The organism is Exiguobacterium sp. HSB13 (assembly GCF_056764755.1).
This window is the reverse complement of record NZ_JBUZOM010000004.1, coordinates 24,548-46,706: the sequence shown is the minus strand read 5'-3', so window position 1 is coordinate 46,706 and position 22,159 is coordinate 24,548. Positions and strand designations below refer to the sequence as shown.

The following is a 22,159-nucleotide window of genomic DNA, read 5'->3' as shown; positions in this document are numbered from 1 at the left end:
GCTGTTTTCCTCCTTATAATTCGAACGCGTTGGCAATCGCTGCAACCGTCCGTTCAATGTCTGCTTGTGCAATCGTGTACGAGATGCTGATTTCTGATGTCGTGACTTGATAGAACGGGATGTTCTCCGCTCGGAAGATTGCGAACAACTTCGAGGCAACACCCGTCGCATCCCGCATCCCGATTCCGACGACAGATAACTTCGCGTGCTGATTGTGGCGATCGACCTTGACTGTCGTGAAACGATCCATGATGTCTTTCAATGCTTCATCGAGGAACTCTTCCTCATCGAGTGGACATGAGAACGATAAGAAGATGTCACTGTCGAACGTCGTTTGACTGATCATGTCGATGTTGACGTGGCGGTTCGATAAGAGTTCGAAGATATCGGCTACTGCTGCGTTCGTTTGCGGTACGTGTTTGATTGATACCGTCAAGACGTTCTTCGTGACACTGACACTCGTGACCGCTTTTTGTTCCATTGTTTCCGTCGCTTCCATGATCCATGTTCCCCTTTTCGATTCAAGTGTTTTCCCGACGAAGATGTGTACGCCGTATTTTTTTCCTAGTTCAACACTCCGCATTTCCATGACCTTCGACCCGAGGGCGCTCATCTCCATCATCTCATCATATGAGATGTGCGGAATCGGTTGAGCAGCAGCATGGATTCGTGGATCAGCTGTATAGACACCGTCGACATCCGTGTAGATTTCACACCGTTTATCAAGGACTGCCGCAAGCGCAACAGCCGTCGTATCCGATCCACCACGTCCGAGCGTCGTGACATCACCGAGTTCGTTGACCCCTTGGAATCCGGCGACGATGACGACATCGTACGTTTCAAGTTTTTGCCGTAACAGATTTCCATCAATCTGTTTGATCTTACTTTTCGTATGCAATCCCATCGTACTGATTCCCGCTTGTGCGCCTGTTTGCGATAACGCTTTGACGCCGAGTGAGTTGAGAGCGATGCTGAGTAATGAAATCGTCTGTTCTTCTCCGATGGCAAGCAGACGATCGAGTTCTCGGCGCTCGGGGCGATCCGTGATGGCTTGCGCCTGAGCGATCAAAGAATCTGTCATCTTGCCCATCGCTGAAACGACGACGACAAGTTTTTCACCTTCGGCTGCGCGACTCTTCAAATAATTCGCAATAGACTGAATCTGTTCGACAGTCGCAACCGAGCTTCCACCAAATTTAAGTACAGTTGTCACAATCCTATCTCCTTTGTCCCGATACAGAAAAAAACGACGGGCCGGTAGGAGCGTTCCTACGGCCCGTCGTTATCACGATCGGACAAACGAAGACAAAGTCATTCGTTCTTTTACGTAAGATAGCGCTCCGAAACATCGGTTTCGGCAGTACAACGGATCTTAACCGTTGTACCAGCAAATGAGAAGAAGCATCTTCTCGTTCACTTCGGCGGACTTCCCCTTTCACATCATTCGGCATGCTTGCCTTCAAGAATGATGCTACTCATGTCATCCGCGCCTCTATCTGTCGGTTGTTAGTTACAGTTATAGCAGACATCTTTTGTTAAATCCAGTCATTTGACTGATTTTTTTCAAAATCCGTCAATTCGCAAGATGCTGTTTCGCGAGTTCAAGTTGCTCCGACACGGCAGCAAACCCTGTACCGCCGTAGCTTGTCCGGCGTGCCACTGCTTGAACCGGATCGAGGAGCGGATAGACGTCTTCCGTGATGTCAGGATGGAACATTTGATACGTCTCAAGGTTCAAATCCTTCAGGAAACAACCGTTCTGCACACAGTAAAGGACGGCTTTGCCGACGATTTCATGTGCTTCCCGGAATGGTATGCCTTTCGTCACAAGGTAGTCTGCGAGTTCCGTTGCGTTCGAGAAGTCTTGCATTGTCGCCTTCTTGAGCGCTTCGGTCTTAAACGTCGCAGATTCAATCATTCCGGTGAAGATTTGAACGGATTGGAGAACGGTATCGGCTGTATCGAAGACCCCTTCCTTATCCTCTTGCATGTCTTTATTGTAAGCGAGTGGTAATGCCTTCATCGTCGTCAAGAAGCCCATCAGGTTGCCGTAGACGCGCCCCGTTTTCCCACGAATCAATTCAGCGAAATCAGGATTTTTCTTCTGTGGCATCATGCTCGATCCTGTCGAGAAAGCATCCGACAACTCGATGAAGCTGAATTCCTGCGATGCCCAGATGATGATTTCTTCACAAAAACGCGAGAGATGCATCATGACGGTCGAAGCGATCCCGAGGTATTCGATGACAAAGTCACGGTCCGAGACAGCGTCTAGACTGTTCGGATAGACCGACTCAAAACCGAGCAACTCGGCAGACCGGAAACGATCAATCGGGAACGTCGTCCCCGCGAGCGCCCCTGCCCCGAGCGGTGATTTCCGGATCCGCTTTTGATTATCCGTCAACCGTTCGACATCGCGTTCGAACATCCAGAAATAAGCGAGCAAATGATGCGCAAGCGAGATCGGTTGTGCTCGTTGCAAATGCGTATACCCTGGCATGACCGTCTCGATATGTTGCTCCGCTTGTTCCGTGATGACCGATTGGAGCTCGCGTAATGCCGTCGTCAACGCTGCGACATGTTGCTCCATCCATAGATGTAAATCGGTTGCGACTTGGTCGTTTCGACTCCGTGCCGTATGCAGTTTTCCTGCGACCGGACCGATCTGTTCCGTCAACAAACGCTCAAGGTTCATATGAATGTCCTCGTCCGCTAACGTGTAGGAATGGTCTGCTAACGTCGTTTCCAGTTGCTTCAGTCCTTGCTCGATTTGTGTCCACTCGTCTTGAGCGAGGATCCCTTGTTCAAATAGCATCTGCGCGTGTGCGAGACTGCCTTTTAAATCAACGCTCGCTAATTTTTGATCGAACGTGATCGATGCTCCGAAGGCTTCCGCTTGAGCGGAAGCACTTTCCGTAAAACGTCCACCCCAGAGTTTGGTCATTTCGTTACACCCGCCTGACGATGTACGCTCGCATGCGTCGAAACGGCAAGTCCGTGTAATTTGATGAAGCCTTTTGCTGCTTCATGATCGAACGCGTCTTCTTTCGTGTACGTCGCAAGTTTCTCATCGTAGAGTGAGACAGCGGACTGACGACCTGTCACGGTTGCGTTTCCTTTGAACAGTTTAACGCGAACTTCTCCTGTGACGTCCTGTTGTGTTGCCGTCAAGAAAGCTTTCAAGCCTCTCGTTAATGGTGCGTGGAAGAGACCGTTGTAGATCGTTTCTGCATATTGTTTACTGAGTAGTGGTTTGAAATGCGCGACGTCCTTCGTCAACGTAATCGTCTCGAGTGCAGCGTGCGCTTTGAGTAAAACCGTTGCTCCTGGGCACTCATAGACTTCCCGCGATTTGATACCGACGAGACGGTTCTCGACGTGGTCGATCCGTCCGACCCCATGTGCACCAGCGATGATGTTCAGTTCCGTGATCAGTTTCGCCAGTGGATATGTCGTTCCGTTGATCGAGACCGGAACACCTGCTTCAAAGCCAATGATGACTTCTTCTGCCTGATCCGGAGCGTCTTCTGGCGCTACTGTCAACGCGTAAGCGTCTTGCGGTGGCTCTGTCCAAGGGTTTTCTAGGACGCCACACTCGTTACTCCGTCCCCAGAGGTTCATGTCGATTGAGTATGGGCTATCGAGGTTGATCGGAATCGGCACATTGTTTTCTTTCGCATAGGCGATTTCTTCTTCCCGTGACCATTTCCACTCCCGAACCGGTGCAATGACTTCGAGTGACGGATCAAGCGCTGCGACAGAAACCTCAAACCGGACTTGGTCGTTCCCTTTTCCGGTACATCCGTGCGCGACAGCCGTTGCACCGTGTTGATGCGCGACTTCGACGAGCTTTTCTGCGATCAACGGACGTGAAAGCGCTGAAATCAATGGATAGGCATTTTCGTAATGAGCGCCATATTGAAGTGCTGGCAAGACGAAGTCTTGTGCGAATTCTTCTTTAACATCGAGGACGATCGATTCGATCGCACCGACGAGGAGTGCTTTTTCTTTAATGACGGATAAATCTTTTCCTTCTCCGACATCCATGCATAAGGCAATGACGTCATAGTCCTTGCTCAACCATTTGATGGCTACCGATGTATCAAGTCCCCCAGAGTACGCTAAGATCAATTTTTGTTTCGACATGTATAATTCCCTCCTGGTTTTAAATTCATCTGTATGTATAAAAATTCATTATGAATTATATATATACATAGAAAACAAAAAAAAGAAACCCTTTTTGCAGGATTTCTTTCAAAATGACTTACATTTTCTTTTCCATCGTCCGGTGCGGGATGCCCGCATCGTCGAATTCATCGGAGACGATCGTATATCCAAGTCCTTGATAAAACGGGATGGCTTGAACTTGTGCACCGAGTGTCAGCAGTTGTTTCCCTTCACGCCGCGCGACTCGCTCCATCGCCTGCATCAGCTCGCCACCGTATCCTTTTCCTCGCGCTGTTGCTAGCGTCGCCACACGTTCAACTTTCATCCGTTGGTCGTCATATGGACGTGTGCGCCCTGTTGCGACCGGGCGATTCTGCTCATCGAGAACAAGCAGATGAATCGCTGTCTCATCATGTGTATCGTATTCAAGATGACGTGGTACGCCTTGCTCCTCGACGAAGACACGCTCCCGGATCATCCGGACGGCTTGATGTTGTTCTGCTGTACGTACTTGAATGACTGTCATGACTGATATTCCTCCCGTAATCGATCGACATATGCCATCGCATCATCCCGATTCGTAAATTGTGCCTGTGCCTGAACCGCACTTCCTCCGCCTCGCCCATTGAATGCTTGGACATGTGCTTTAGCGAATTTCCCGAGATGGGGTTCACCTGGACTACTCATCAGCAGCTTGTTCGTTGTCGCATTCCAAACGACGCCGACGCGCCCTGCTTCTTGAATCGCTTTAGCGAGTTGCTCGGAAACCTTGATCTCTTCCTCCAGATGTTCAAATACAAGAATGCCTTCTTGTTGTTCCAAAGCGTGAGCGAGTGTGAATGTTGCGAGTTGTCCCTGAACGTGTTCGACTTGTTTCGTTAAGCGCTTCTGCTCTTCTTGTAACGTTTGGACGGCTTCTAGGATTTGAACTGGTTTGACTGATAAAGCTTGCGCCGCTTCCCGTAAGGCTCGTCGTTCTGCCTGAACGAGTTGGTATGCCCGTTCCTTCGCGACATAGGACAGACGAATGTTTCCACGAATCCGCTCGACTCCGGTAAAGAGAATCGACTCGAGCTGTGCCGTCGAATCAAGATGCGTCCCACCACAGGCACTATAATCGAGTGTGCCGATTTGAACGACACGAATTCGTCCTTCGACTTGTGGTGTTTTTCGTAATGGTAAGCGTAGCGCTTCCACCTCGTCATATTCGGTTGCCGTAATCGGTAATCCTTGTTCAATCACCTGCCGTAATCGTCGATCCAACTGTTCTTGTTGCATAGTTGTCCATTCAGGTGTCTCGATATCAAGCGTCGAGACCTCACTTCCCGTCCGAAAACTGAGTGTCTTGATATTTGATTCATCTTGTAGGATCGCAGAGATGACATGTTGTGCCGTATGTTGCGCCGCATGATCGATCCGGACTGCGTCATCTACGATACCGGTGACATCACCTGTGAGCGGCGTCGCCAGTTGGTGCCAGACGACACCGTCTTCGATTTGAACGTCAAGGACCGGTTGGTCGTTCAATGTTCCACGATCCGCTGGCTGTCCACCGCTCTCCGGATAGAAATAACTTTTCTCTAAAGCAACCCAATAGCCGTCTACTTGTTTTGTCGTGCGAATGGATGTCTGAAAGGTTCGGACATCGGATTCTATTTGTTCGGGGCGCATGCCTCGACCACCTTTCTCTGTCAGTTTCACTCTGTATTATGCCATATTTCATCCAGAATCGTTTGTCGGCTTGCCTTTTTCCTAGTACACTAGACGAAAGACTACCGATCGCGAAGGGACGAAATGCCGTGATTCAGCATATCAATAAAAATTCACCACTCCCCATCTACTATCAAATCGAAGCTGCCTTAAAACAACAAATTGAAAGCGGTGTTCTTCAACCTGGCGATTTGATCCCGTCCGAGCGCGAATTTGCGGAAGCGCATCAAATCAGCCGAATGACGGTCCGCCAAGCCATTTCAAACTTGGTCAACGCCGGTTACTTGATTCGTCAAAAAGGACGAGGAACATTCGTCGCGAATAAAAAAATCGTCATGCAACTGTCTGGCTTGACGAGTTTCTCGGAAGAGATGGAACATCTTGGGCTAGAACCGACGAGTGCGCTTCTCTCCTATCAAATCATCGACGCGTCGATGACGATCGCAAACAAGCTTCGGATTCGCGAAGGCGCATCCGTATATGAATTGAAACGTTTACGAATCGCAGATGAGCAAGCGCTTGCTCTTGAAACGGTCTACATCCCGGAACAACTCCTACCTGGACTCGATCAAGACGTTGCGACCGCATCGCTCTATGCATTTGCAGAAGCGAGCGGATTAAATCTTGGACGTGCGAGTCAAACGTTCGAATCACGTCTTGCAACGAAGGAAGAGGCGGGCCATCTTGGTCTATCGACCGCTTCGCCTGTCTTATCTGTCGAGCAACTGACGTACCTGACAACAGAGCAACCGTTTGAATACGTCATCTCCGCTTACCGCGGCGACCGCTATACCTTCACCGTTGAAATGGAACGCCAACGCTAAAAATCCCCTTGTATCGTCGTACAGTGACGATGATACAAGGGGATTTTTAGTGTGTCTTACTGTGCAGGGACGGCTTCTGTCTCTGTCACTGGTTCTTCTGTCGTACTTTGTGCCGGGTCTGTCTCTTCCTTGATCGGTTCGACTTCTTGACCTTGCATCGCTTTTGCTAAATTACTTTTCACTTGCTCCAATTGATTCGGATCGAGATGATATTCCCATTTCCCGCTAATACCGATGTAGCCTTCTCCAGCGAGTTGGTACTCCGTCGTATTACGTAACGCTGCCGTGAAATCTGCTAAGCGTGTATAATCGTTCGGACCTAAGTTCGTTTCGACGTTATCACCGACAGCATCCAAAATATCACGGTATGCACTGAGGGAACGGAAACTTGCCGCTTCTTTGGCGACCGCTTGAATGACTTGCATCTGTTTTTGACCGCGTCCGATATCACCGAGCGGATCATCATGACGGTTCCGGACGTAAGCAAGTGCTTGCTCTCCTGTTAAATGTTGCATCCCTTTATCAACAGTGACAGTACCGGCTTTACGTTTTGAATCTTGCTCTTTGAACGCATATCGTACATCGATGTCGACGCCGTCCAATGCATCGATCAATTGAACGAATCCTTGGAAATTAACTTTAACGACATGGTCGATTTGAATACCGAGCAGGTTTTCTGTCGTTTCACGCGCTAATTTAATCCCATTATAGGAATTCGATTTATCCATCGAACCGAAGTAATGGGCATGGGTGATTTTATCTTGCTCAACACCTGTCTTACCATAAGGTACATCGTATTTCGAATAATCGATGTTCACGAGTGAATCACGCGGAATACTCGTCAACACTAATTGTTCCGTTTTTTTATTTAAGATTCCGACGATCATGACATCTGATCGTGCCGGTTCATTTCGTTCTTTACTTTTTTTCGTTTCATCCGTTCCAAGAATCAAGAACGATTCAGACGGGACATCATCATATTTAGAGCTCACCTTCGAGCCGGGAATGTTAATCTGCGTCTTTGCCAATGTTTCTTGCGTTTTAATAAAAACAGCTCCAGCATATCCAGAACCGATGATTGTGACAAGCAGGACGAGTGCAGCGATGACTTTCATGAACATCTTGCCAGCACTTGGCTGTTTCTTTCGTGCGGATCGCGTTTCCATCATGTAAACCCTCATTTTCATGTAAATTTTCCGTAAAGTTCGCTAATCTCCATTATCCGGACATTTAATGAAATGTCAATTTACGTTTCGATTAAAGAAATCGTATAGAATCGTTGCACTGAAAAAATTATGGACCCTTAGTGCGCTGTATCATGAGATTGAATGATCTTGGTATATGTCCTGTTGATGCCTTTCTATCAAAATAAAAAATCGCTTGAGACTAGGCTCAACAGAATCAAAAAAAGGAATAGAGTCAATCCAATGATTGTCTCTATCCCTTTTAATTCATCGCTCTTCCATCGTCATACTTTCATGAAATTCAGATATGCCGCTCGTCCTGTACGTTTAGCGTCATCTGACAATAAAGATGCCGCTTCTTCGTCCAAGATTACCATGACATCAGCATGACGCTTGAGTACAGTTGCTGGACAATCCGTTGTTGCGACACCTTCCATCATATCGCGAACCGCTTCTGCCTTTCGTGCACTAGAAGCAACGAGAAGGATCTTCTTCGCTTCCATGATCGTACCGATCCCCATCGTGATTGCCTTCGTCGGTACTTCTTCTAATCGATCAAAGAAACGTTGGTTCGCTTCTCGTGTCGACTCTGTCAATTCCGTTACGTGTGTCTTAGCGTCGAATGGTGTACCCGGTTCGTTGAAGGCGATGTGTCCATTTGCTCCAATTCCGAGTAATTGAATGTCGATGCCTCGATTGCGGACGAGCGCTTCATATCGTTCACTTTCGCGCACGGGATCTTCTGTGTTTCCGATTGGAACGAATGATTCCTTAAATGCGACATCTTTGAATAGATGCTCTTGCATGAACGTATGATAACTTTGTGGATGCTCTGGGCTGAGACCGACATATTCGTCGAGGTTAACCGTTGTCACATGTCGACAATCGAGCGAATCCTTCCGCCATTCTTCATAAACGCCGACCGGTGAACTTCCCGTTGCCAGTCCTACCGTCAAACCTTCCGGGTGACGCTTAATTTCCTGTTTCAAAAATTGATAGGCCACCTGTGCTAATTCTTCTCCCTTTTCTACGATCATCCATTTCATGAGGTAGACTCCTTTCCGTTCGTGATCCGGTGTCGCGTACCACGATGAATCGTTTCTTGAATAAATAATCCCTCGTCGAGCAAGACGATATCTGCATCTTTACCGACCGCGAGGCTTCCCTTTTGAGCCAATTGAAGCTCTTTGGCCGCATTGACCGATGTCATGCGGACCGCTTCTTCGAGCGAACAACCTGTATAGGCAATGATGTTTCGTAAAGCAGCGTCCATTGTCAGGACACTTCCAGCTAAGCTACCGTTTTCAAGACGTGCCGCACCGTCTCGAACGAATACAGCCTGACCACCTAACTCATATTCACCGTCTGCTAATCCTTTCGCTCGCATCGCATCCGTAATGACGATCAGTCGATCTGCGCCTTTCATTCGATAGGAAAAATCCACCATCTCCGGCGCACTGTGAATCCCATCCGGAATGATCTCCGCATAGACGTCTGGTGTCAGGAGGCAATACCCGACTGTGCCAGGTTCCCGGTGATGAAGTGCTCGCATTTGATTGTAAAGGTGGGTACCATGCGTGACGTGACCGGCTTGGTTTTGGGCATACGTCGCGTCTGTATGTCCGGCTGACGGAATCGCACCCGTCAAGCGCACCGCTTCTTCGAACGCCCGTGCTCCCGGGCGTTCCGGAGCGTATGTGACGAGCTTGATCGTGTTCCCTGCTGCTTTTTGCCATTTCAAGAACTGCTCGACATCCGGTTCGACGATATGTTCGTGAGGCTGTGCACCCGCATAATCTGGATTGATAAATGGTCCTTCAAGATGAACACCGATGATCGTCGTATCGTCTTGTGCTATGACTTCTCGAACCGTCTCAAGCGCGCGTGTGATATTTCCCCAGTCCTGAGTAATGGTCGTCGCTAAAAATGATGTCACACCTTCTTGTAACATCTGTCGGCTGAAATGACGCAGGCTATCGGCATCTCCATCCATGACATCGACATCATACCCTCCATGAATATGCACATCGATCATTCCTGGAATGAGTGATTGATGCTGCGCATCGATCGTCTCTTCTCCTGCGATTTCCTCGAATTCCGACATGGGTCCAATCGCCTCGATTGTTCGGTCAAAACGAATGAAGCCGTCTTCAATCGTCTGCTCTCCCGTGTAAATCCGGGCATTGGTGATCACTGTCATCTAGCATCTTCCTTTCTCTATCCGTTCCATGACTTGCTTCCGTATTTAGTATAACGCGATTAATTCTAGTTGTATAGACCTTTGTACATTTCATCATAAAATATAAAAGGACGATCTCACTTGTCTTTAGACAAGTGGTCGCCCTTTGTATACCCGTCGATTGCCGACTTCATGCGTCAGTCGATCATGGTAATAAAATTCGGTCTTTTTTTCGGGAAATCAGACGCGTGGCTTTTAGAATCGCCATTGGTAACGATTGACGCTTCCGGTAAGCCAGGTATCGTCCTTCCCATTTTGGATCATACTTTTCTTTATATCGTCGTAGACCGGTGAAACTATACATGTAGCGAATATTATTGAAGACATCCGCTGCCACACGCTCTTGCCAGAAGGACGTCTCGTCTTCTCCGACGGACGAAAGCGGAGCCATTCCCATGTTGAACGTGTGGTAGCCTTCATCTTTCGCATACTCGAATAGTCGGATGAACATCGCATCCATGATTCCATTCGGTCCATCTGGTCGAAAACGCATCAAGTCAATCGATAGGACCCCTTCTTGGTAAGCAGGCATGAATGTCATGAACCCGATCAATCGTCCTTCCGCTTCACGCATGATGCCGATCGGTGCCCGGTTTAAATAAGGTTCGTGGAAGTAACCGAGCGAGAAACCTTTCTCGGACTTACCCCCTAACCATTCGTCGGAGACCTCTTGTAGTTCTGCTAAAAGTGTTCCTGAAATAGGTGGCTCGACTACTTCGAACGTCATGCCCTCTCGTTCAAAGCGATTTTTAATCGACCGCAGTCCAGCTCGCTTTTTTCCTGATACGGTGAAAGATGGAATATCAACGATCGCTTCTTCTCCGAGTTTAAAGAAGTTGAAGCCAAAATCATGATAGAGAGACATGTTTTGTGCTTGAATTTGATAGATGTTCGGAATATATCCAAGATCTTCGACGCGACGTAAGAAAGACGCGATGACTTGTGAATGTTCCTTTGGATCTCCACTCGGGTCGCCAAGGACCATGATCCGATTACCGGTCTGACTGAACTGGATGAATGAACGTCCCGTTTCAGAGAAGAAGAAACGTTTATCACCTAGAAACGCGAGATGGCTCAAATAATTCCCACCCTGCTCACGCAACACCGACTCGATCTTTTCAGCATCGAATCGCTCACCAAGTACCGGTTGATTGAATGTGTTGAATAAGCGGATGAAGACGAGAACATATACGAGTGTAAAGATAGAGGCACTCGCTGCAAACATGAAAATTTCGTGTGCTGGATACACTTTTGTTCCATCTGCTGATCCGAGTGTATAGAAGGCGTATCCAAAAAAGACGAATCCTCCAATGTACAATAGACCAGCGAAGGCAACCCGGATGAACCGTGTCGTCGTAATGAGTGTTCGTTCTCGGTGAAATGCTTTTCGCGACATCAGTAGCAAGACGAGGACGATGATGACGGCAAGGAAGGAAATCAAGTTAAAACCACGAAGTGCCATTCCAATCAAAGCGAAAAAAGATGCCCCGTACATCATATATAACGACCGTTTTGTACGACGATACAGTGCTGTTGATAAGAGGACGAACAATAAGCCGCCCATCAAGAAGAAACTATTCGCGAGTAACAGCGCTTCGTGTGGTAATTTAGATTCCAAATATTCATACTGCGTCGAGACAGGTGGTAAAATCGCCAGTCCCCAAATCGTGATCCCAGCAACGAGTGTGATCAACGCGAGCGTGAAATGACGAATTTTACTGAGGAATCGCAGTTGTAAGCGCCAAATGACGCCCCCGACCTCCATCGATGGACCAACAATCGGTTTGTCTTCGATCATCTTGACGACCGGACCGCTGAACTCCCGAGCTGAGAAAATGACACCGATCAGGAACGGAATCAAGTAGTAGACAAGACGGTAGATCAATAATCCTGTCAAAACGATGCCTTCCTCGACACCGGCACGCTGCATGCCGATCAAAAACACTAAGTCAAACGAACCAAATCCACCCGGTACCATCGAGATCAAACCGGCTGTCGCAGCGATGATGAAAACACCGATGACTTTTGAGAAACTGACATCCGTTCCGAGCGCCGCCAAAATCAGATAGACGACAACGCCAGCACTGAACCATTCTGCGAGTGAGACGAGTGAATATAACGCAATCGATTTCGGATGGATGCTGCTATTGCCTCGTCGAAACGAGAACAGCAGATAGAGTGGGAAGAAGAATGCGACACCAATGATGACGGGCCACAACCATTTTTTTAAATCGAGCACTTCAAACGCCGGAAAAACGTGTAGAAGCGATAAGGCAGATAAGATGGACAATCCACTGATCAACGTCGGTGCCATCCAGCCAATCGCCTTCAACAAACGACCGCCTTCAACGAATGGTCGATAAAGAGCGGATCGGATCGCCATCCCAGCGAGACCACCGAATCCGATGATGCCGTTAAAGGAGTTCGCAATCCAGGATGCTCGGAAAATCAGTCCGATCGGTGCTTTCGCCTCCAATGAACGTAATAAGAAGAAGTCATAAAAGAACATCGTCGAGACCGCCGCAAGACCTGCGAGAATCAACAGGATGAATTGCCAAGATGGGACTTGACGAATCGCTTGAATCGACTCTTGTAGCGACAAACTACGCAATTCGTTTTGTCCTTGATAAAAAATGAATCCAATCAAGACGATCGGCAAGATGATCTTCGCAATCGTCATGATGCGTTGTTTTGAGAATTTCAAGCTGCCAGCCTCCTTGATTTACGGATTAAATGCATAAGACGAACAAGCAGTAACGTTGCTCCGACCGCAAGACCAATGATTAATCCCCACCAGTACCCATCTGGTCCGAGCGTCGTATAGCGTTCGAGATAAAAACCTAATGGTAGTCCAATGACCCAGTAGGCAGCAATCGTCAACAAGAAGGTGACATTGACATCCTTGAATCCACGTAATGCACCTTGCGTCGGTGCAGCAACAGCATCCGACAGTTGAAAGAAAATCGCTAAAATCATAAAGTGTGCGGCAGCTTCGATGACTTGAGGATCACGACTATACAAAGCGGCAAGTTCTTCATTCTTTAAGTACAACAAGATTCCGGAGAACAAAGAGACGGCAACACACATCGTCAATCCAATGACGACGTACTGGACAGCGTCCTTGATTCGTTTGGCACCGACCTCAAAACCGACTGTGATCGTCAAAGCGGACGCAGCAGATAATGGGATCATATAGACGAACGAAGCGAAGTTAATAGCCGCTTGGTAGGCACCGATGATGACATCGCCGTATGCTCCGAGCAGCAACGTGACTGCCGAGAAAATACTGACTTCAGAAAAAATCGCGAGACCGATCGGGGCACCGAGTAGAATCAATTCCTTGATTCGCTTCATATCTGGACGGTAAAAGCGCCGCAGAATTCCGAGGCGTTGAAATAATTCTCCTTTAAAGACGACAGCGATGATCGCTAGACAAAGAATCCAGTAGGTGATGGCAGTCGCAACTCCTGCGCCTACTCCACCAAGTTCCGGAAAACCGAAGCTTCCGAAGATGAATAGATAATTGAAAAGAACGTTAATGGGTAAAGAGATTAATAGTAAGACCATCGTGATGTTTGATTTGCCTAATGAATCGACGAGTGTTCGTAAGACGAAGAAAACGAACATCGGTACGATCCCAAGTGCTAACATCACGAGATAATTTCGCGCAACTTCACGCGCTTCAGCCGATAACTCCATCCGTTCGAGAATCGGATTGACAGCGATAAGTCCGATGACTACTGTCAAACCGATGATCACGACAGCGACGTACAACGCCTGCATGACGATTCGTTTGACTTCCCGCTCGCGTTTCGCTCCCATCGCTTGGGAAACGAGCGGTGCGACGGCAAGTAGAATACCGGTCAGTCCTGTGTAAACGGGTGCCCAGAGACTTGCTCCGACACCGACTCCTGCTAAATCAGCAGAGCCGTATCGACCGGCCATGACCGTATCGAAAAAACTAATTAAGTAAAACGCGACTTGCGTTACGAGGATGGGAAAGAAAATTTTCATGAATTGCTTCATCTTTCCTGAGAACGTAACTGTTTCTAACATGTTTCCACCACATTTCAGGAGGAGTCCTCCTTAATTTTAAAACCTAGCACTCTTGAACTCTTACGAAAATAATCCGAGGAGGGATTCATCTCATGAACCATCGAGATACTGAAAAGCTGACTTTCGAACTGCTTGAGATATGGTCTACCTTCAATCATTATGCCAAAGAGGCTCAAACGTTTGAAAATCCGGAAGATGTCCATCAAGCGCGGATTCGGTTACGGAAACTGATCACATTCGCCCGATTGGTCGATTTAACGGAGGAACCCGTTTATTTGATTTGGAAGCGACTGATGCATGCTTTCGGCGAAGTCCGTGACCTCGACGTACAACTGGAAGCAACCTCAAACAAAACAGAAATCGATCAGTTGTTCGCAAACCATGTCGCTCTGCAACTTCAAGGGAAACGTTCGACTTTAATCGAGACGATGCACCTCTTGATCTCAAATGAACTGGATCGATCCGTTCGTCGCTTTTTAGCCGGTCCGATGACAAAGCGCCTCAAGCGGATGTCAGAAAAAGAGCTGATTCACGCCGCCGAGAAACGCTATGAAAAAAAACGTGAACAATTTGAAAAAGTGCAACGAAAGGATGGAACGAAGCGTGTCGAACGGATGCATGAATTACGGCTTGCTACAAAAGCATACCGTTATACGGTCGAGTACCTTCGTCCCTACACGCATCAACCGAAGTCTTCTGTTGATCGCCTAAAGACAACCCAGACACGACTCGGACACATCAATGATACGTATCAGCGATTAGAAAGATGGCGCTCTTTCGAGGTTCCATCTGCTTATCAAGAAGAGCGTTTACGTCAGATCAAGCGTTTAGAGGACGAACTACGTTCTGCGCTTGATCAGATTGAAATCGCTCATGGATGACGTTGAACGAGTAATTCCAGCATCTTTGTTCCGGCAATCGAATTCCCTTTTGCGTCAAGCGATGGTCCAAAGACACCGATTCCGAGATCAGCCATATCGAAATCACTTCGACCACAAGCAACGACTGCACCGGAAACACCACTTTTTCCTGGTAACCCGACTTGGACAGAAAATTCTCCAGATGCATCGTACATGCCACACGTCGTCATGATCGCTCGAATGATTCGTGCGTTCCGACGTGAAATGACTTGGCGTCCTGATGGTGTTTTTCCAGATGTACTCAAAATTTTTCCCATCATGGCAAGTCCTTTACAGTTCGTCAAAATCGCACACTGCTTCGTGTAGACGTCGATGATCTCTTCGACATTTCCTTCGATGACACCGTGATAGCGCATGAAGTACAACAATGCACGGTTTAAATCCGTCGTTTCGAATTCTGATTCAGCAACATCTGCGTCATATTTTACCATTTCTACTTCAATATCCAATAGTTTTGCGATGAATTGACGCAATTGAAGTAATTTATCGGCAGCATCTGTTCCCGGTAACATGCTCGTCACGGCTAGTGCTCCTGCATTGATCATTGGATTAAGCGGTTTTGTTGGAATCGTCTCTTCAAGTTTTGCGATCGAATTGAACGCATCGCCCGTCGGTTCCATCCCGACTTTTGAAAAGACATAGTCTTCTCCGAATGTCTCGAGGACGAATGCGAGCGTGATGATCTTCGATACACTCTGTAGTGTAAACATCGTATCCGCATCACCTGCCGAAACGAACGTCCCGTCGGCATTACAGACGGCGATTCCGAGTTGTGTCGGATCAACCTTCGCAAGTTCTGGGATGTAACTGGCGACTTGTCCAAGCACCGTATACGGACGGCATTCTTCAATCAACTCCTCGAGTTGGGCTTGTGTAACATTCATGGCGTTCCCTCTTTCTCTTTTTTTTTCTAGCTTATCACGCATCTAACGGATACGGATATGGTTCTTCCGTAAACGCTAAAAGGAGTCGACTCGTTTCAGCCGAGTCGACTCCTTTTTCTAGCATCTGCTTCATCCGTGGACGACGAGTTCACCGTCTTCTACGTCAATCGAAATCCGAGCACCATCTTGAATCGCCCCACTGATTAAGGCACGGGCAAGTTTCGTCTCAATCGTTCGTTGCATATAACGATTGATTGGACGGGCGCCGTATTGTGGTTCAAATGCTTCTTCGAAAATCAACGTCTTCGCAGCATCCGTGACATCAATCGTAATGCCACGTCCAGATAAACGTGAGCTCATTTTCTCGACCGCTTTGTCAATGATTCGTTCGATTTCCGTCCGGTGGAGTGGATGGAATAAAATCGTATCATCAATCCGATTCAAGAACTCCGGTCGGAAGTGACGTTTCAGTTCTTGGCGAACGGCTTCCTCTTCCGCTGCATCGATGACACCATCTTTGGCGGCTTCAAGCAAGATCGGGGCCCCGATGTTTGACGTCATGATGACGATCGTGTTCTTGAAGTCGACGACCCGTCCTTGTGAATCCGTTAAACGACCATCGTCGAGCAACTGAAGCAAGATATTAAAGACGTCCCCGTGGGCTTTTTCAATCTCATCGAACAACAGCACCGAATATGGGCTTCGTCGGACGGCTTCCGTCAATTGACCACCTTCTTCGTAGCCAACATATCCCGGAGGTGCACCGACGAGACGGGAGACGTTGTGTTTTTCCATATACTCGGACATGTCGATGCGGACGATATGATCTTCACTATCGAACATCGCTGCCGCTAAAGCTTTTGCGAGTTCTGTCTTCCCGACCCCTGTCGGACCGAGGAACAAGAACGAGCCGATTGGGCGATTCGGATCCTTGATGCCCGCGCGCGCTCGAATGACAGCGTCCGCGACGAGACGAACCGCTTCATCTTGACCAAAGACACGCTCATGAAGCGTATCTTCAAGATAAAGTAATTTTTCGCGTTCGCCTTGCGCAAGACGCGTCACCGGAATGCCGGTCCATTTCGAAACGATGTCGGATATCTCTTCTTCCGTCACCGCTTCTCGAACGAGTTCGTGTGAGACGTGTTCAGACGACTCTTCCGCGACTTTCAGCCGTGCCTCAAGATCCGGAATTTGACCGTACTTGATTTCCGATGCTCGGTTCAAGTCATAGCGCCCTTCCGCTTCTTGTAACGCCAGTTTCGCTTTCTCAAGATCCGCACGTAACTGCTGGACACTTTGCGAACTCTCTTTTTCCCGTTCCCATCGCGTCCGCAACGCACTCTCGTCTTCTCGGACAGAGCTGAGCTCTTGCTGTAAGACGGCAAGTCGTTTCCGAGATGCTTCATCCGTTTCTTTCTTTAATGCCGCTTCCTCGATTTCGAGCTGCATGACCCGACGAACGAGTGAATCGAGTTCAGCTGGCATCGACTCCATATCGGTCCGAATCATTGCACATGCTTCATCAACGAGATCGATCGCCTTATCCGGCATGAACCGATCCGTAATATACCGATCGGATAACATCGCCGCCGCAACGAGCGCATTATCATGAATCCGTACACCGTGGTGAATCTCGAATCGTTCTTTTAATCCACGCAGAATGGAAATCGTATCCTCGACATCCGGTTCCGCGACGAGGACTTGTTGGAAGCGACGTTCGAGCGCCGGGTCCTTTTCGATATACTTCCGGTACTCATCAAGCGTCGTCGCACCGATACAGTGCAATTCTCCTCGCGCAAGCATCGGCTTGAGCATGTTTCCGGCATCCATTGCGCCGTCTGTCTTCCCGGCACCGACAATCGTATGCAACTCATCGATGAATAAGAGAATCTGACCTTCGGCTTCCTTGACTTCATTCAAGACCGCCTGCAGGCGCTCTTCGAACTCACCCCGATATTTCGCACCAGCGACGAGCGCACTCATATCTAAACTGAACAACTGCTTGTTCTTCAGACTCTCTGGTACATCCCCACGGACGATCCGTTGCGCGAGTCCTTCAACGATTGCCGTTTTCCCGACGCCGGGTTCTCCGATCAAGACGGGATTATTTTTTGTCTTCCGACTCAAAATCCGGATGACACGTCGAATCTCATCATCACGACCGATGACCGGGTCCGTTTTCCCAGACCGGAAATCCGCTACAAGATCACGTCCATATTTTTTTAGTACATCGAACGTCTCTTCAGGATTTTTCGTCGTGACCTTCCGATTGCCTCGCATACTGACGATTGCTTCCCGGAGTGTCTCTTCCGTAATGCCTTGACGACGTAAATATTGAGCTGCTGGACTTGATTGTTTGATCAATGCCAACAATAAGTGTTCGACGGAGACGTAGTCATCCTGCATGAGACGCGCTTCCGTCTCTGCTTCCGTTAATACGTTCAGCAACGAGCCACCGATCCGAGGCGTCGTCGCCTGTGACAAGGCCGGAAGTTTACTAATTGCCTCGTCAATCGCTCCATTCAATGTCTCAATCCGTTGATTCAGCTTTTCAAAAATGACCCGTGCAATTCCCTCTTCTTGCGCAAGTAAGGCAAGTAACAAATGCCACTCTGTGATTTCACTATGACGACGTTGTTTCGCGATCGCTTGGGCAGAGACGATTCCCTCGTGTGCCCGATCCGTTAAACGTTCAAAATCCATCCTTGATCACTCCTTCACTGCAAGTTGACGTTCCCACTCTTCATAAAAGGCACGGTCCATCTCAGGTAACTTGACTTCAAGTTGGACAAGTAACGCTCCCCGATGGCCATTCGCTTGACTGAGACCACGATTCGGAATCCGAAGTCGTGCTCCTGGTTTCGTGCCCGGTTTGACTTTCAGTTTGATTCGTTTCCCTTCAAGCGTATCCGCGACGACTTCGCCTCCGAGCACAAGCGTCGTCGGATGAACACGGACGGTGGAGATGACGTCCTGGTCGACGCGTCGGAACTGATCATCATCCTTCAAGTGAATCGTCACGTAAACATCTCCCGCGACACCTTGTCGGTTACGCATCGAACTTTTTCCACGCAAGCGGACTTTTTTACCGTCATAGACGTCTTTCGGAAGCGTCAGCTGGATTGACCCCGTCGCAAGACGCACCGTGACTTTTTCGTTCGTACTGAGGTGTCCGAGCGGTACCGTCAATTCAAGCTCTTCATCGGTCGACGTCTCTTCTTGACTAAAGAACGAACCGAACATATCTTCAAATCCGAACGATTGTCCAGGTCGTGTCCGTCCACCACCTCCGAACTGTCGGAACAGATCTTCGTAATCTCCAGCGCCACCAGCTCCAGCACCTGCCATCTGATCGAAGTTACTGCCATATCGATCGTACTTCGCTCGTTTTTCCTCATCCCCAAGCACATCGAACGCTTCTTGGATATCCTTGAAACGCTGGTCCGCACTCGCCTCTTTATTGACGTCTGGGTGATACTGCTTCGCCAATTTGCGGTACGCGCGCTTAATATCTTGATTCGATGCATCCTTCGTGACACCGAGTGTTTGATAGTAGTCTTTTGCCATTCGAATTCACTTCCTTTTCCTATACTTCATTACCTTAATTATAAAAGTCGTCTTCTAATTGGTCAAATATAGTCAAACTTTTTTCTGACATTCTGTTCTCTTTTCACTTTACGTCCTTGCGACAAACAAGTTTCACTGACTGAACCATGTTATACTGATAGCCAAACAGGAAATGAACGATTGGAGGATTTACAGATGGATGGTAAAACACGTAAAAATATTACGCCTGGTCTAAAAGTCAGCATCGTGCTGAAGCAAGATCAACGAACTGGTAAACGAACAGAAGGAATCGTTAAAGACCTTCTCACGAAATCGCCGCAACATCCGCACGGGATCAAAGTGCGTTTAGAAGACGGACAAGTCGGTCGTGTTCAAGAAATTTTAGGTTAAGAAGACAACAATCGCTCGCCCTGATTCCTTTTCGGAGTCACGACGAGCGATTTTTTTATGCTTCAATAGCTTGTTCTAAATACCGCCACGTTGCTTCAACTAGAATACGTGCTGCATCGAGCATCGCCGGCTCCTTAAAATCAAACTGCGGATGATGATGCGGTGGATACGAAGCATCTCCCGCTCCTGTAAAGAAGAACGCGCCAGGTACGTGTTGCAGATAATAAGCAAAATCCTCGCCACCCATCGTCGGTTCAATCTCATATACATGCTCGTCTCCTAGAACTTCTCGTGCGACAGATTCAATCAATGCGGTGGGTGCAGCATGGTTGATGACAGCCGGATAGCCTTTTTCGTATGTAAAGTGATACGTTGCTCCGACTGCTTCACAGATTCCTTTGATCGTTCGCTCCATCCGCTCGATGATATCGTCCGCTGTCGCTTCATCAAACGTCCGGACCGTTCCTGTCAACGTCGCTTGATCCGCGATGACATTAAACGTATTCCCCGCATGTAATGTTCCGACAGTCACGACTGCCGGATCCAGTGGATTGAGTTGACGACTGACGATTGATTGTAATTCCTTAACGATCGTTGCCCCGAGTAAGACAGCATCAATCGTCTCATGTGGTTTCGCACCGTGTCCGCCTTTTCCATATAAGGTCAGCTCGAACTTATCAGCCGCTGCCATGATCGGACCGGTCCGAACACCGACATGTCCTAAATCGATCGTTGACCAAAGATGCGTTCCGAAGATGACATCGACCCCTTCGAGACAACCGTCCGCAATCATATCGCGTGCACCGCCCGGAACGACTTCTTCCGCATGTTGATGAATCAAGACGACGTTCCCCGGTAACGATTCCCGTTGCTGCATGAGCGTCTCTGCGACGGCCAGCAACGTCGCCGTGTGACCATCGTGGCCGCATGCATGCATCACACCCGGAACTGTCGACCGATACGCGACCTCTTTGGCGTCAGCAATCGGCAAGGCATCAAAGTCGGCGCGTAACGCGACGGTCTTCCCCGGTTTTCCTCCACGAATATACCCGACGACACCACGTCCGCCGACTCCGGTCCTGACTTCGATTCCAAGCGCTTTTAAATGTTGCGCGATGTAACGCGGGGTCTCGACTTCGTGAAACGACAACTCTGGATGTTGATGTAAATAGCGACGGCGCTCGACCATTTCTGGATACAACGCGTCTAGTCCGGCAGTTCGTTCTGACATATATGTATCCCCCTTATTTCTTTTGATGCAGTGTCTTAACGCTTTCTCGTGTGTATTGGAGACGTTCGAGTGTGTCTTCATAATGTCCCGCAGCATACGATAAGAATAAGACATCGATCGCAAATAGTTGGGCGAGACGCGAACTGAGTGCCGCACTACGAAGCGGCGCTTCCGGTGCGCGTGATGTCCAAAGCGCGATATCTGCGAGTTGGCTGATTCGGTTGTCCCCGAAACGTGTCAGACTGATGACCTTTAGTCCTTGGATTTTCGCCAAACGGATCAACTCGACGACTTCTTCCGTTTCTCCGCTGTAGGAAATCGCAAAGAAGACATCTTCTGGGCGTGCGTTCGCTAAGATCGTCGCAAGTAAGTGCTGGTCCGTTTCTTGAATCGCCAGTTTCCCGACACGCGTCCATTTTTGAGCAGCGTCTTCAGCTACGACATGTGATGCTCCAATCCCGTAAAAATAAATCGCGCGTGCTTGATCAATCACATCAATCGCATCCGCAATCCGTTCATCATTCAATTGCTTCGCAGTATCCTGTAACGCTTGAATGCTGTTACTAAGGGTTTTTTCAATCAAGTCGACGGGACGTTCATCTTTTTCGATATCGTGATACCCTTTTAAATCCGTCCGTGCTGTATCGGCAGAAATGCGCATTCGCAACTCCGGGTATCCTTTTAGTCCAAGCGCGCGACAGAAGCGGACGACTGCAGCGGCACTTGTATCTGATTCCTCTGCAAGTTGGTGGATCGTCATCCGCGCAATTTGGTTCATATGCGTCAAGACATAGTCTGCGACTTTTCGTGAGGACGATGGTAGTTCCTCTCGAACTGCACCGATTTGTGAATAGATACCGCCTTTCATCTACATCTCTCCTTTATCCTCTTCTTCTTAAAAGAACTAACGATTCATGACTTACCGCGTCGTTCCTGTGTGTAGAACTGTTCTTCTTTCATTATGCTCTCTCCTACTGGCTTTCG

18 protein-coding genes and 1 riboswitch are annotated in these 22,159 nt (G+C 48.4%); of the genes, 3 read left to right on the top strand and 15 right to left on the bottom strand.

Annotated features, from left to right (window positions below; translation table 11 throughout):
- Positions 1-13 precede the first annotated feature (13 nt).
- The 5 genes from ACZGCQ_RS15060 to ACZGCQ_RS15040 form a co-directional block, all read right to left on the bottom strand.
- Positions 14-1,213 carry an aspartate kinase gene (locus ACZGCQ_RS15060; RefSeq protein WP_023467116.1) on the bottom strand — a complete coding sequence of 400 codons (1,200 nt, stop codon included), beginning with the start codon at positions 1,211-1,213 and terminating at the stop codon, positions 14-16.
- A gap of 112 nt (positions 1,214-1,325) precedes the next feature.
- A riboswitch (Lysine riboswitch) is annotated at positions 1,326-1,503 on the bottom strand.
- Between the two features lie 70 nt (positions 1,504-1,573).
- Positions 1,574-2,944 carry an argininosuccinate lyase gene (argH, locus tag ACZGCQ_RS15055; RefSeq protein WP_481266744.1) on the bottom strand — a complete coding sequence of 457 codons (1,371 nt, stop codon included), beginning with the start codon at positions 2,942-2,944 and terminating at the stop codon, positions 1,574-1,576.
- Positions 2,941-4,146, bottom strand: a complete 1,206-nt coding sequence (locus ACZGCQ_RS15050) for an argininosuccinate synthase (protein WP_481266743.1) — start codon at positions 4,144-4,146, stop codon at positions 2,941-2,943. The genes argH and ACZGCQ_RS15050 overlap by 4 nt, the downstream gene beginning before the upstream one ends.
- Positions 4,147-4,264: 118 nt before the next feature.
- Positions 4,265-4,693, bottom strand: coding sequence for a GNAT family N-acetyltransferase (locus ACZGCQ_RS15045; RefSeq protein WP_047394996.1), 429 nt, complete (start codon positions 4,691-4,693; stop codon positions 4,265-4,267).
- Positions 4,690-5,838 (bottom strand): alanyl-tRNA editing protein, encoded by a 1,149-nt coding sequence (locus tag ACZGCQ_RS15040; protein ID WP_481266742.1) that lies wholly within the window; start codon positions 5,836-5,838, stop codon positions 4,690-4,692. Before ACZGCQ_RS15040 ends, ACZGCQ_RS15045 begins: the two co-directional genes overlap by 4 nt.
- A gap of 128 nt (positions 5,839-5,966) precedes the next feature.
- Here ACZGCQ_RS15040 and phnF point away from each other — a divergent pair, with 128 nt between their 5' ends.
- Complete coding sequence (phnF, locus tag ACZGCQ_RS15035) at positions 5,967-6,701, top strand: phosphonate metabolism transcriptional regulator PhnF (protein ID WP_029340766.1); 735 nt, start codon at positions 5,967-5,969, stop codon at positions 6,699-6,701.
- Positions 6,702-6,757: 56 nt separating this feature from the next.
- Here the strand turns inward: phnF and ACZGCQ_RS15030 are convergent, their stop codons facing one another.
- The 5 genes from ACZGCQ_RS15030 to ACZGCQ_RS15010 form a co-directional block, all read right to left on the bottom strand.
- Positions 6,758-7,870, bottom strand: a complete 1,113-nt coding sequence (locus ACZGCQ_RS15030; RefSeq protein ID WP_262415785.1) for an LCP family protein — start codon at positions 7,868-7,870, stop codon at positions 6,758-6,760.
- Positions 7,871-8,169: 299 nt separating this feature from the next.
- On the bottom strand, positions 8,170-8,931 hold the full coding sequence (nagB, locus tag ACZGCQ_RS15025) for a glucosamine-6-phosphate deaminase (protein ID WP_481266741.1): 762 nt from the start codon (positions 8,929-8,931) through the stop codon (positions 8,170-8,172).
- Entirely contained in the window at positions 8,928-10,085 is a 1,158-nt protein-coding gene (gene nagA, locus ACZGCQ_RS15020) for an N-acetylglucosamine-6-phosphate deacetylase (protein WP_481266740.1), read from the bottom strand. Before nagA ends, nagB begins: the two co-directional genes overlap by 4 nt.
- Positions 10,086-10,269: 184 nt before the next feature.
- The gene (mprF, locus tag ACZGCQ_RS15015) at positions 10,270-12,828 is read right to left on the bottom strand and encodes a bifunctional lysylphosphatidylglycerol flippase/synthetase MprF (protein ID WP_481266739.1); all 2,559 of its coding nucleotides are present in this window, start codon (positions 12,826-12,828) and stop codon (positions 10,270-10,272) included.
- Complete coding sequence (locus ACZGCQ_RS15010) at positions 12,825-14,180, bottom strand: MATE family efflux transporter (protein ID WP_058265717.1); 1,356 nt, start codon at positions 14,178-14,180, stop codon at positions 12,825-12,827. The genes mprF and ACZGCQ_RS15010 overlap by 4 nt, the downstream gene beginning before the upstream one ends.
- A 92-nt stretch (positions 14,181-14,272) precedes the next feature.
- On the opposite strand from ACZGCQ_RS15010, the gene ACZGCQ_RS15005 reads away from it, so the two are divergent.
- Positions 14,273-15,061, top strand: coding sequence for a CHAD domain-containing protein (locus ACZGCQ_RS15005; protein ID WP_481266738.1), 789 nt, complete (start codon positions 14,273-14,275; stop codon positions 15,059-15,061).
- Here ACZGCQ_RS15005 and glsA read toward each other — a convergent pair.
- The 3 genes from glsA to ACZGCQ_RS14990 all read right to left on the bottom strand — a co-directional run bounded on the left by glsA (position 15,052) and on the right by ACZGCQ_RS14990 (position 19,554).
- Positions 15,052-15,984, bottom strand: a complete 933-nt coding sequence (glsA, locus tag ACZGCQ_RS15000) for a glutaminase A (RefSeq protein ID WP_023467099.1) — start codon at positions 15,982-15,984, stop codon at positions 15,052-15,054. The two genes, ACZGCQ_RS15005 and glsA, sit on opposite strands and share 10 nt — an antisense overlap.
- A gap of 129 nt (positions 15,985-16,113) precedes the next feature.
- Positions 16,114-18,690, bottom strand: coding sequence for an ATP-dependent chaperone ClpB (clpB, locus tag ACZGCQ_RS14995; protein WP_481266737.1), 2,577 nt, complete (start codon positions 18,688-18,690; stop codon positions 16,114-16,116).
- Between the two features lie 6 nt (positions 18,691-18,696).
- Positions 18,697-19,554 carry a DnaJ C-terminal domain-containing protein gene (locus tag ACZGCQ_RS14990; protein WP_481266736.1) on the bottom strand — a complete coding sequence of 286 codons (858 nt, stop codon included), beginning with the start codon at positions 19,552-19,554 and terminating at the stop codon, positions 18,697-18,699.
- Positions 19,555-19,749: 195 nt separating this feature from the next.
- On the opposite strand from ACZGCQ_RS14990, the gene ACZGCQ_RS14985 reads away from it, so the two are divergent.
- The gene (locus ACZGCQ_RS14985) at positions 19,750-19,944 is read left to right on the top strand and encodes a YwbE family protein (RefSeq protein ID WP_023467094.1); all 195 of its coding nucleotides are present in this window, start codon (positions 19,750-19,752) and stop codon (positions 19,942-19,944) included.
- A gap of 55 nt (positions 19,945-19,999) precedes the next feature.
- Here the strand turns inward: ACZGCQ_RS14985 and ACZGCQ_RS14980 are convergent, their stop codons facing one another.
- Together ACZGCQ_RS14980 and ACZGCQ_RS14975 are read right to left on the bottom strand one after the other, a co-directional pair.
- Complete coding sequence (locus ACZGCQ_RS14980; protein ID WP_481266735.1) at positions 20,000-21,175, bottom strand: M20 metallopeptidase family protein; 1,176 nt, start codon at positions 21,173-21,175, stop codon at positions 20,000-20,002.
- Positions 21,176-21,188: 13 nt separating this feature from the next.
- Positions 21,189-22,043: a MurR/RpiR family transcriptional regulator gene (locus ACZGCQ_RS14975; protein ID WP_029340757.1), complete on the bottom strand. Its 855-nt coding sequence runs from the start codon at positions 22,041-22,043 to the stop codon at positions 21,189-21,191.
- Positions 22,044-22,159: the final 116 nt, after the last annotated feature.

Excerpts from the sequence above, each read along its gene's own strand:
- nagA (WP_481266740.1), bottom strand. The coding sequence starts at position 10,085 with ATGACAGTGATCACCAATGCCCGGATTTACACGGGAGAGCAGACGATT.
- ACZGCQ_RS15030 (WP_262415785.1), bottom strand. The coding sequence starts at position 7,870 with ATGATGGAAACGCGATCCGCACGAAAGAAACAGCCAAGTGCTGGCAAG.
- ACZGCQ_RS14990 (WP_481266736.1), bottom strand. The coding sequence starts at position 19,554 with ATGGCAAAAGACTACTATCAAACACTCGGTGTCACGAAGGATGCATCG.
- ACZGCQ_RS15005 (WP_481266738.1), top strand. The coding sequence starts at position 14,273 with ATGAACCATCGAGATACTGAAAAGCTGACTTTCGAACTGCTTGAGATA.
- nagB (WP_481266741.1), bottom strand. The coding sequence starts at position 8,931 with ATGAAATGGATGATCGTAGAAAAGGGAGAAGAATTAGCACAGGTGGCC.
- ACZGCQ_RS15010 (WP_058265717.1), bottom strand. The coding sequence starts at position 14,180 with ATGTTAGAAACAGTTACGTTCTCAGGAAAGATGAAGCAATTCATGAAA.
- ACZGCQ_RS14980 (WP_481266735.1), bottom strand. The coding sequence starts at position 21,175 with ATGTCAGAACGAACTGCCGGACTAGACGCGTTGTATCCAGAAATGGTC.
- ACZGCQ_RS14985 (WP_023467094.1), top strand. The coding sequence starts at position 19,750 with ATGGATGGTAAAACACGTAAAAATATTACGCCTGGTCTAAAAGTCAGC.
- ACZGCQ_RS15050 (WP_481266743.1), bottom strand. The coding sequence starts at position 4,146 with ATGTCGAAACAAAAATTGATCTTAGCGTACTCTGGGGGACTTGATACA.
- ACZGCQ_RS15040 (WP_481266742.1), bottom strand. The coding sequence starts at position 5,838 with ATGCGCCCCGAACAAATAGAATCCGATGTCCGAACCTTTCAGACATCC.
- ACZGCQ_RS14975 (WP_029340757.1), bottom strand. The coding sequence starts at position 22,043 with ATGAAAGGCGGTATCTATTCACAAATCGGTGCAGTTCGAGAGGAACTA.
- glsA (WP_023467099.1), bottom strand. The coding sequence starts at position 15,984 with ATGAATGTTACACAAGCCCAACTCGAGGAGTTGATTGAAGAATGCCGT.
- clpB (WP_481266737.1), bottom strand. The coding sequence starts at position 18,690 with ATGGATTTTGAACGTTTAACGGATCGGGCACACGAGGGAATCGTCTCT.
- argH (WP_481266744.1), bottom strand. The coding sequence starts at position 2,944 with ATGACCAAACTCTGGGGTGGACGTTTTACGGAAAGTGCTTCCGCTCAA.
- ACZGCQ_RS15045 (WP_047394996.1), bottom strand. The coding sequence starts at position 4,693 with ATGACAGTCATTCAAGTACGTACAGCAGAACAACATCAAGCCGTCCGG.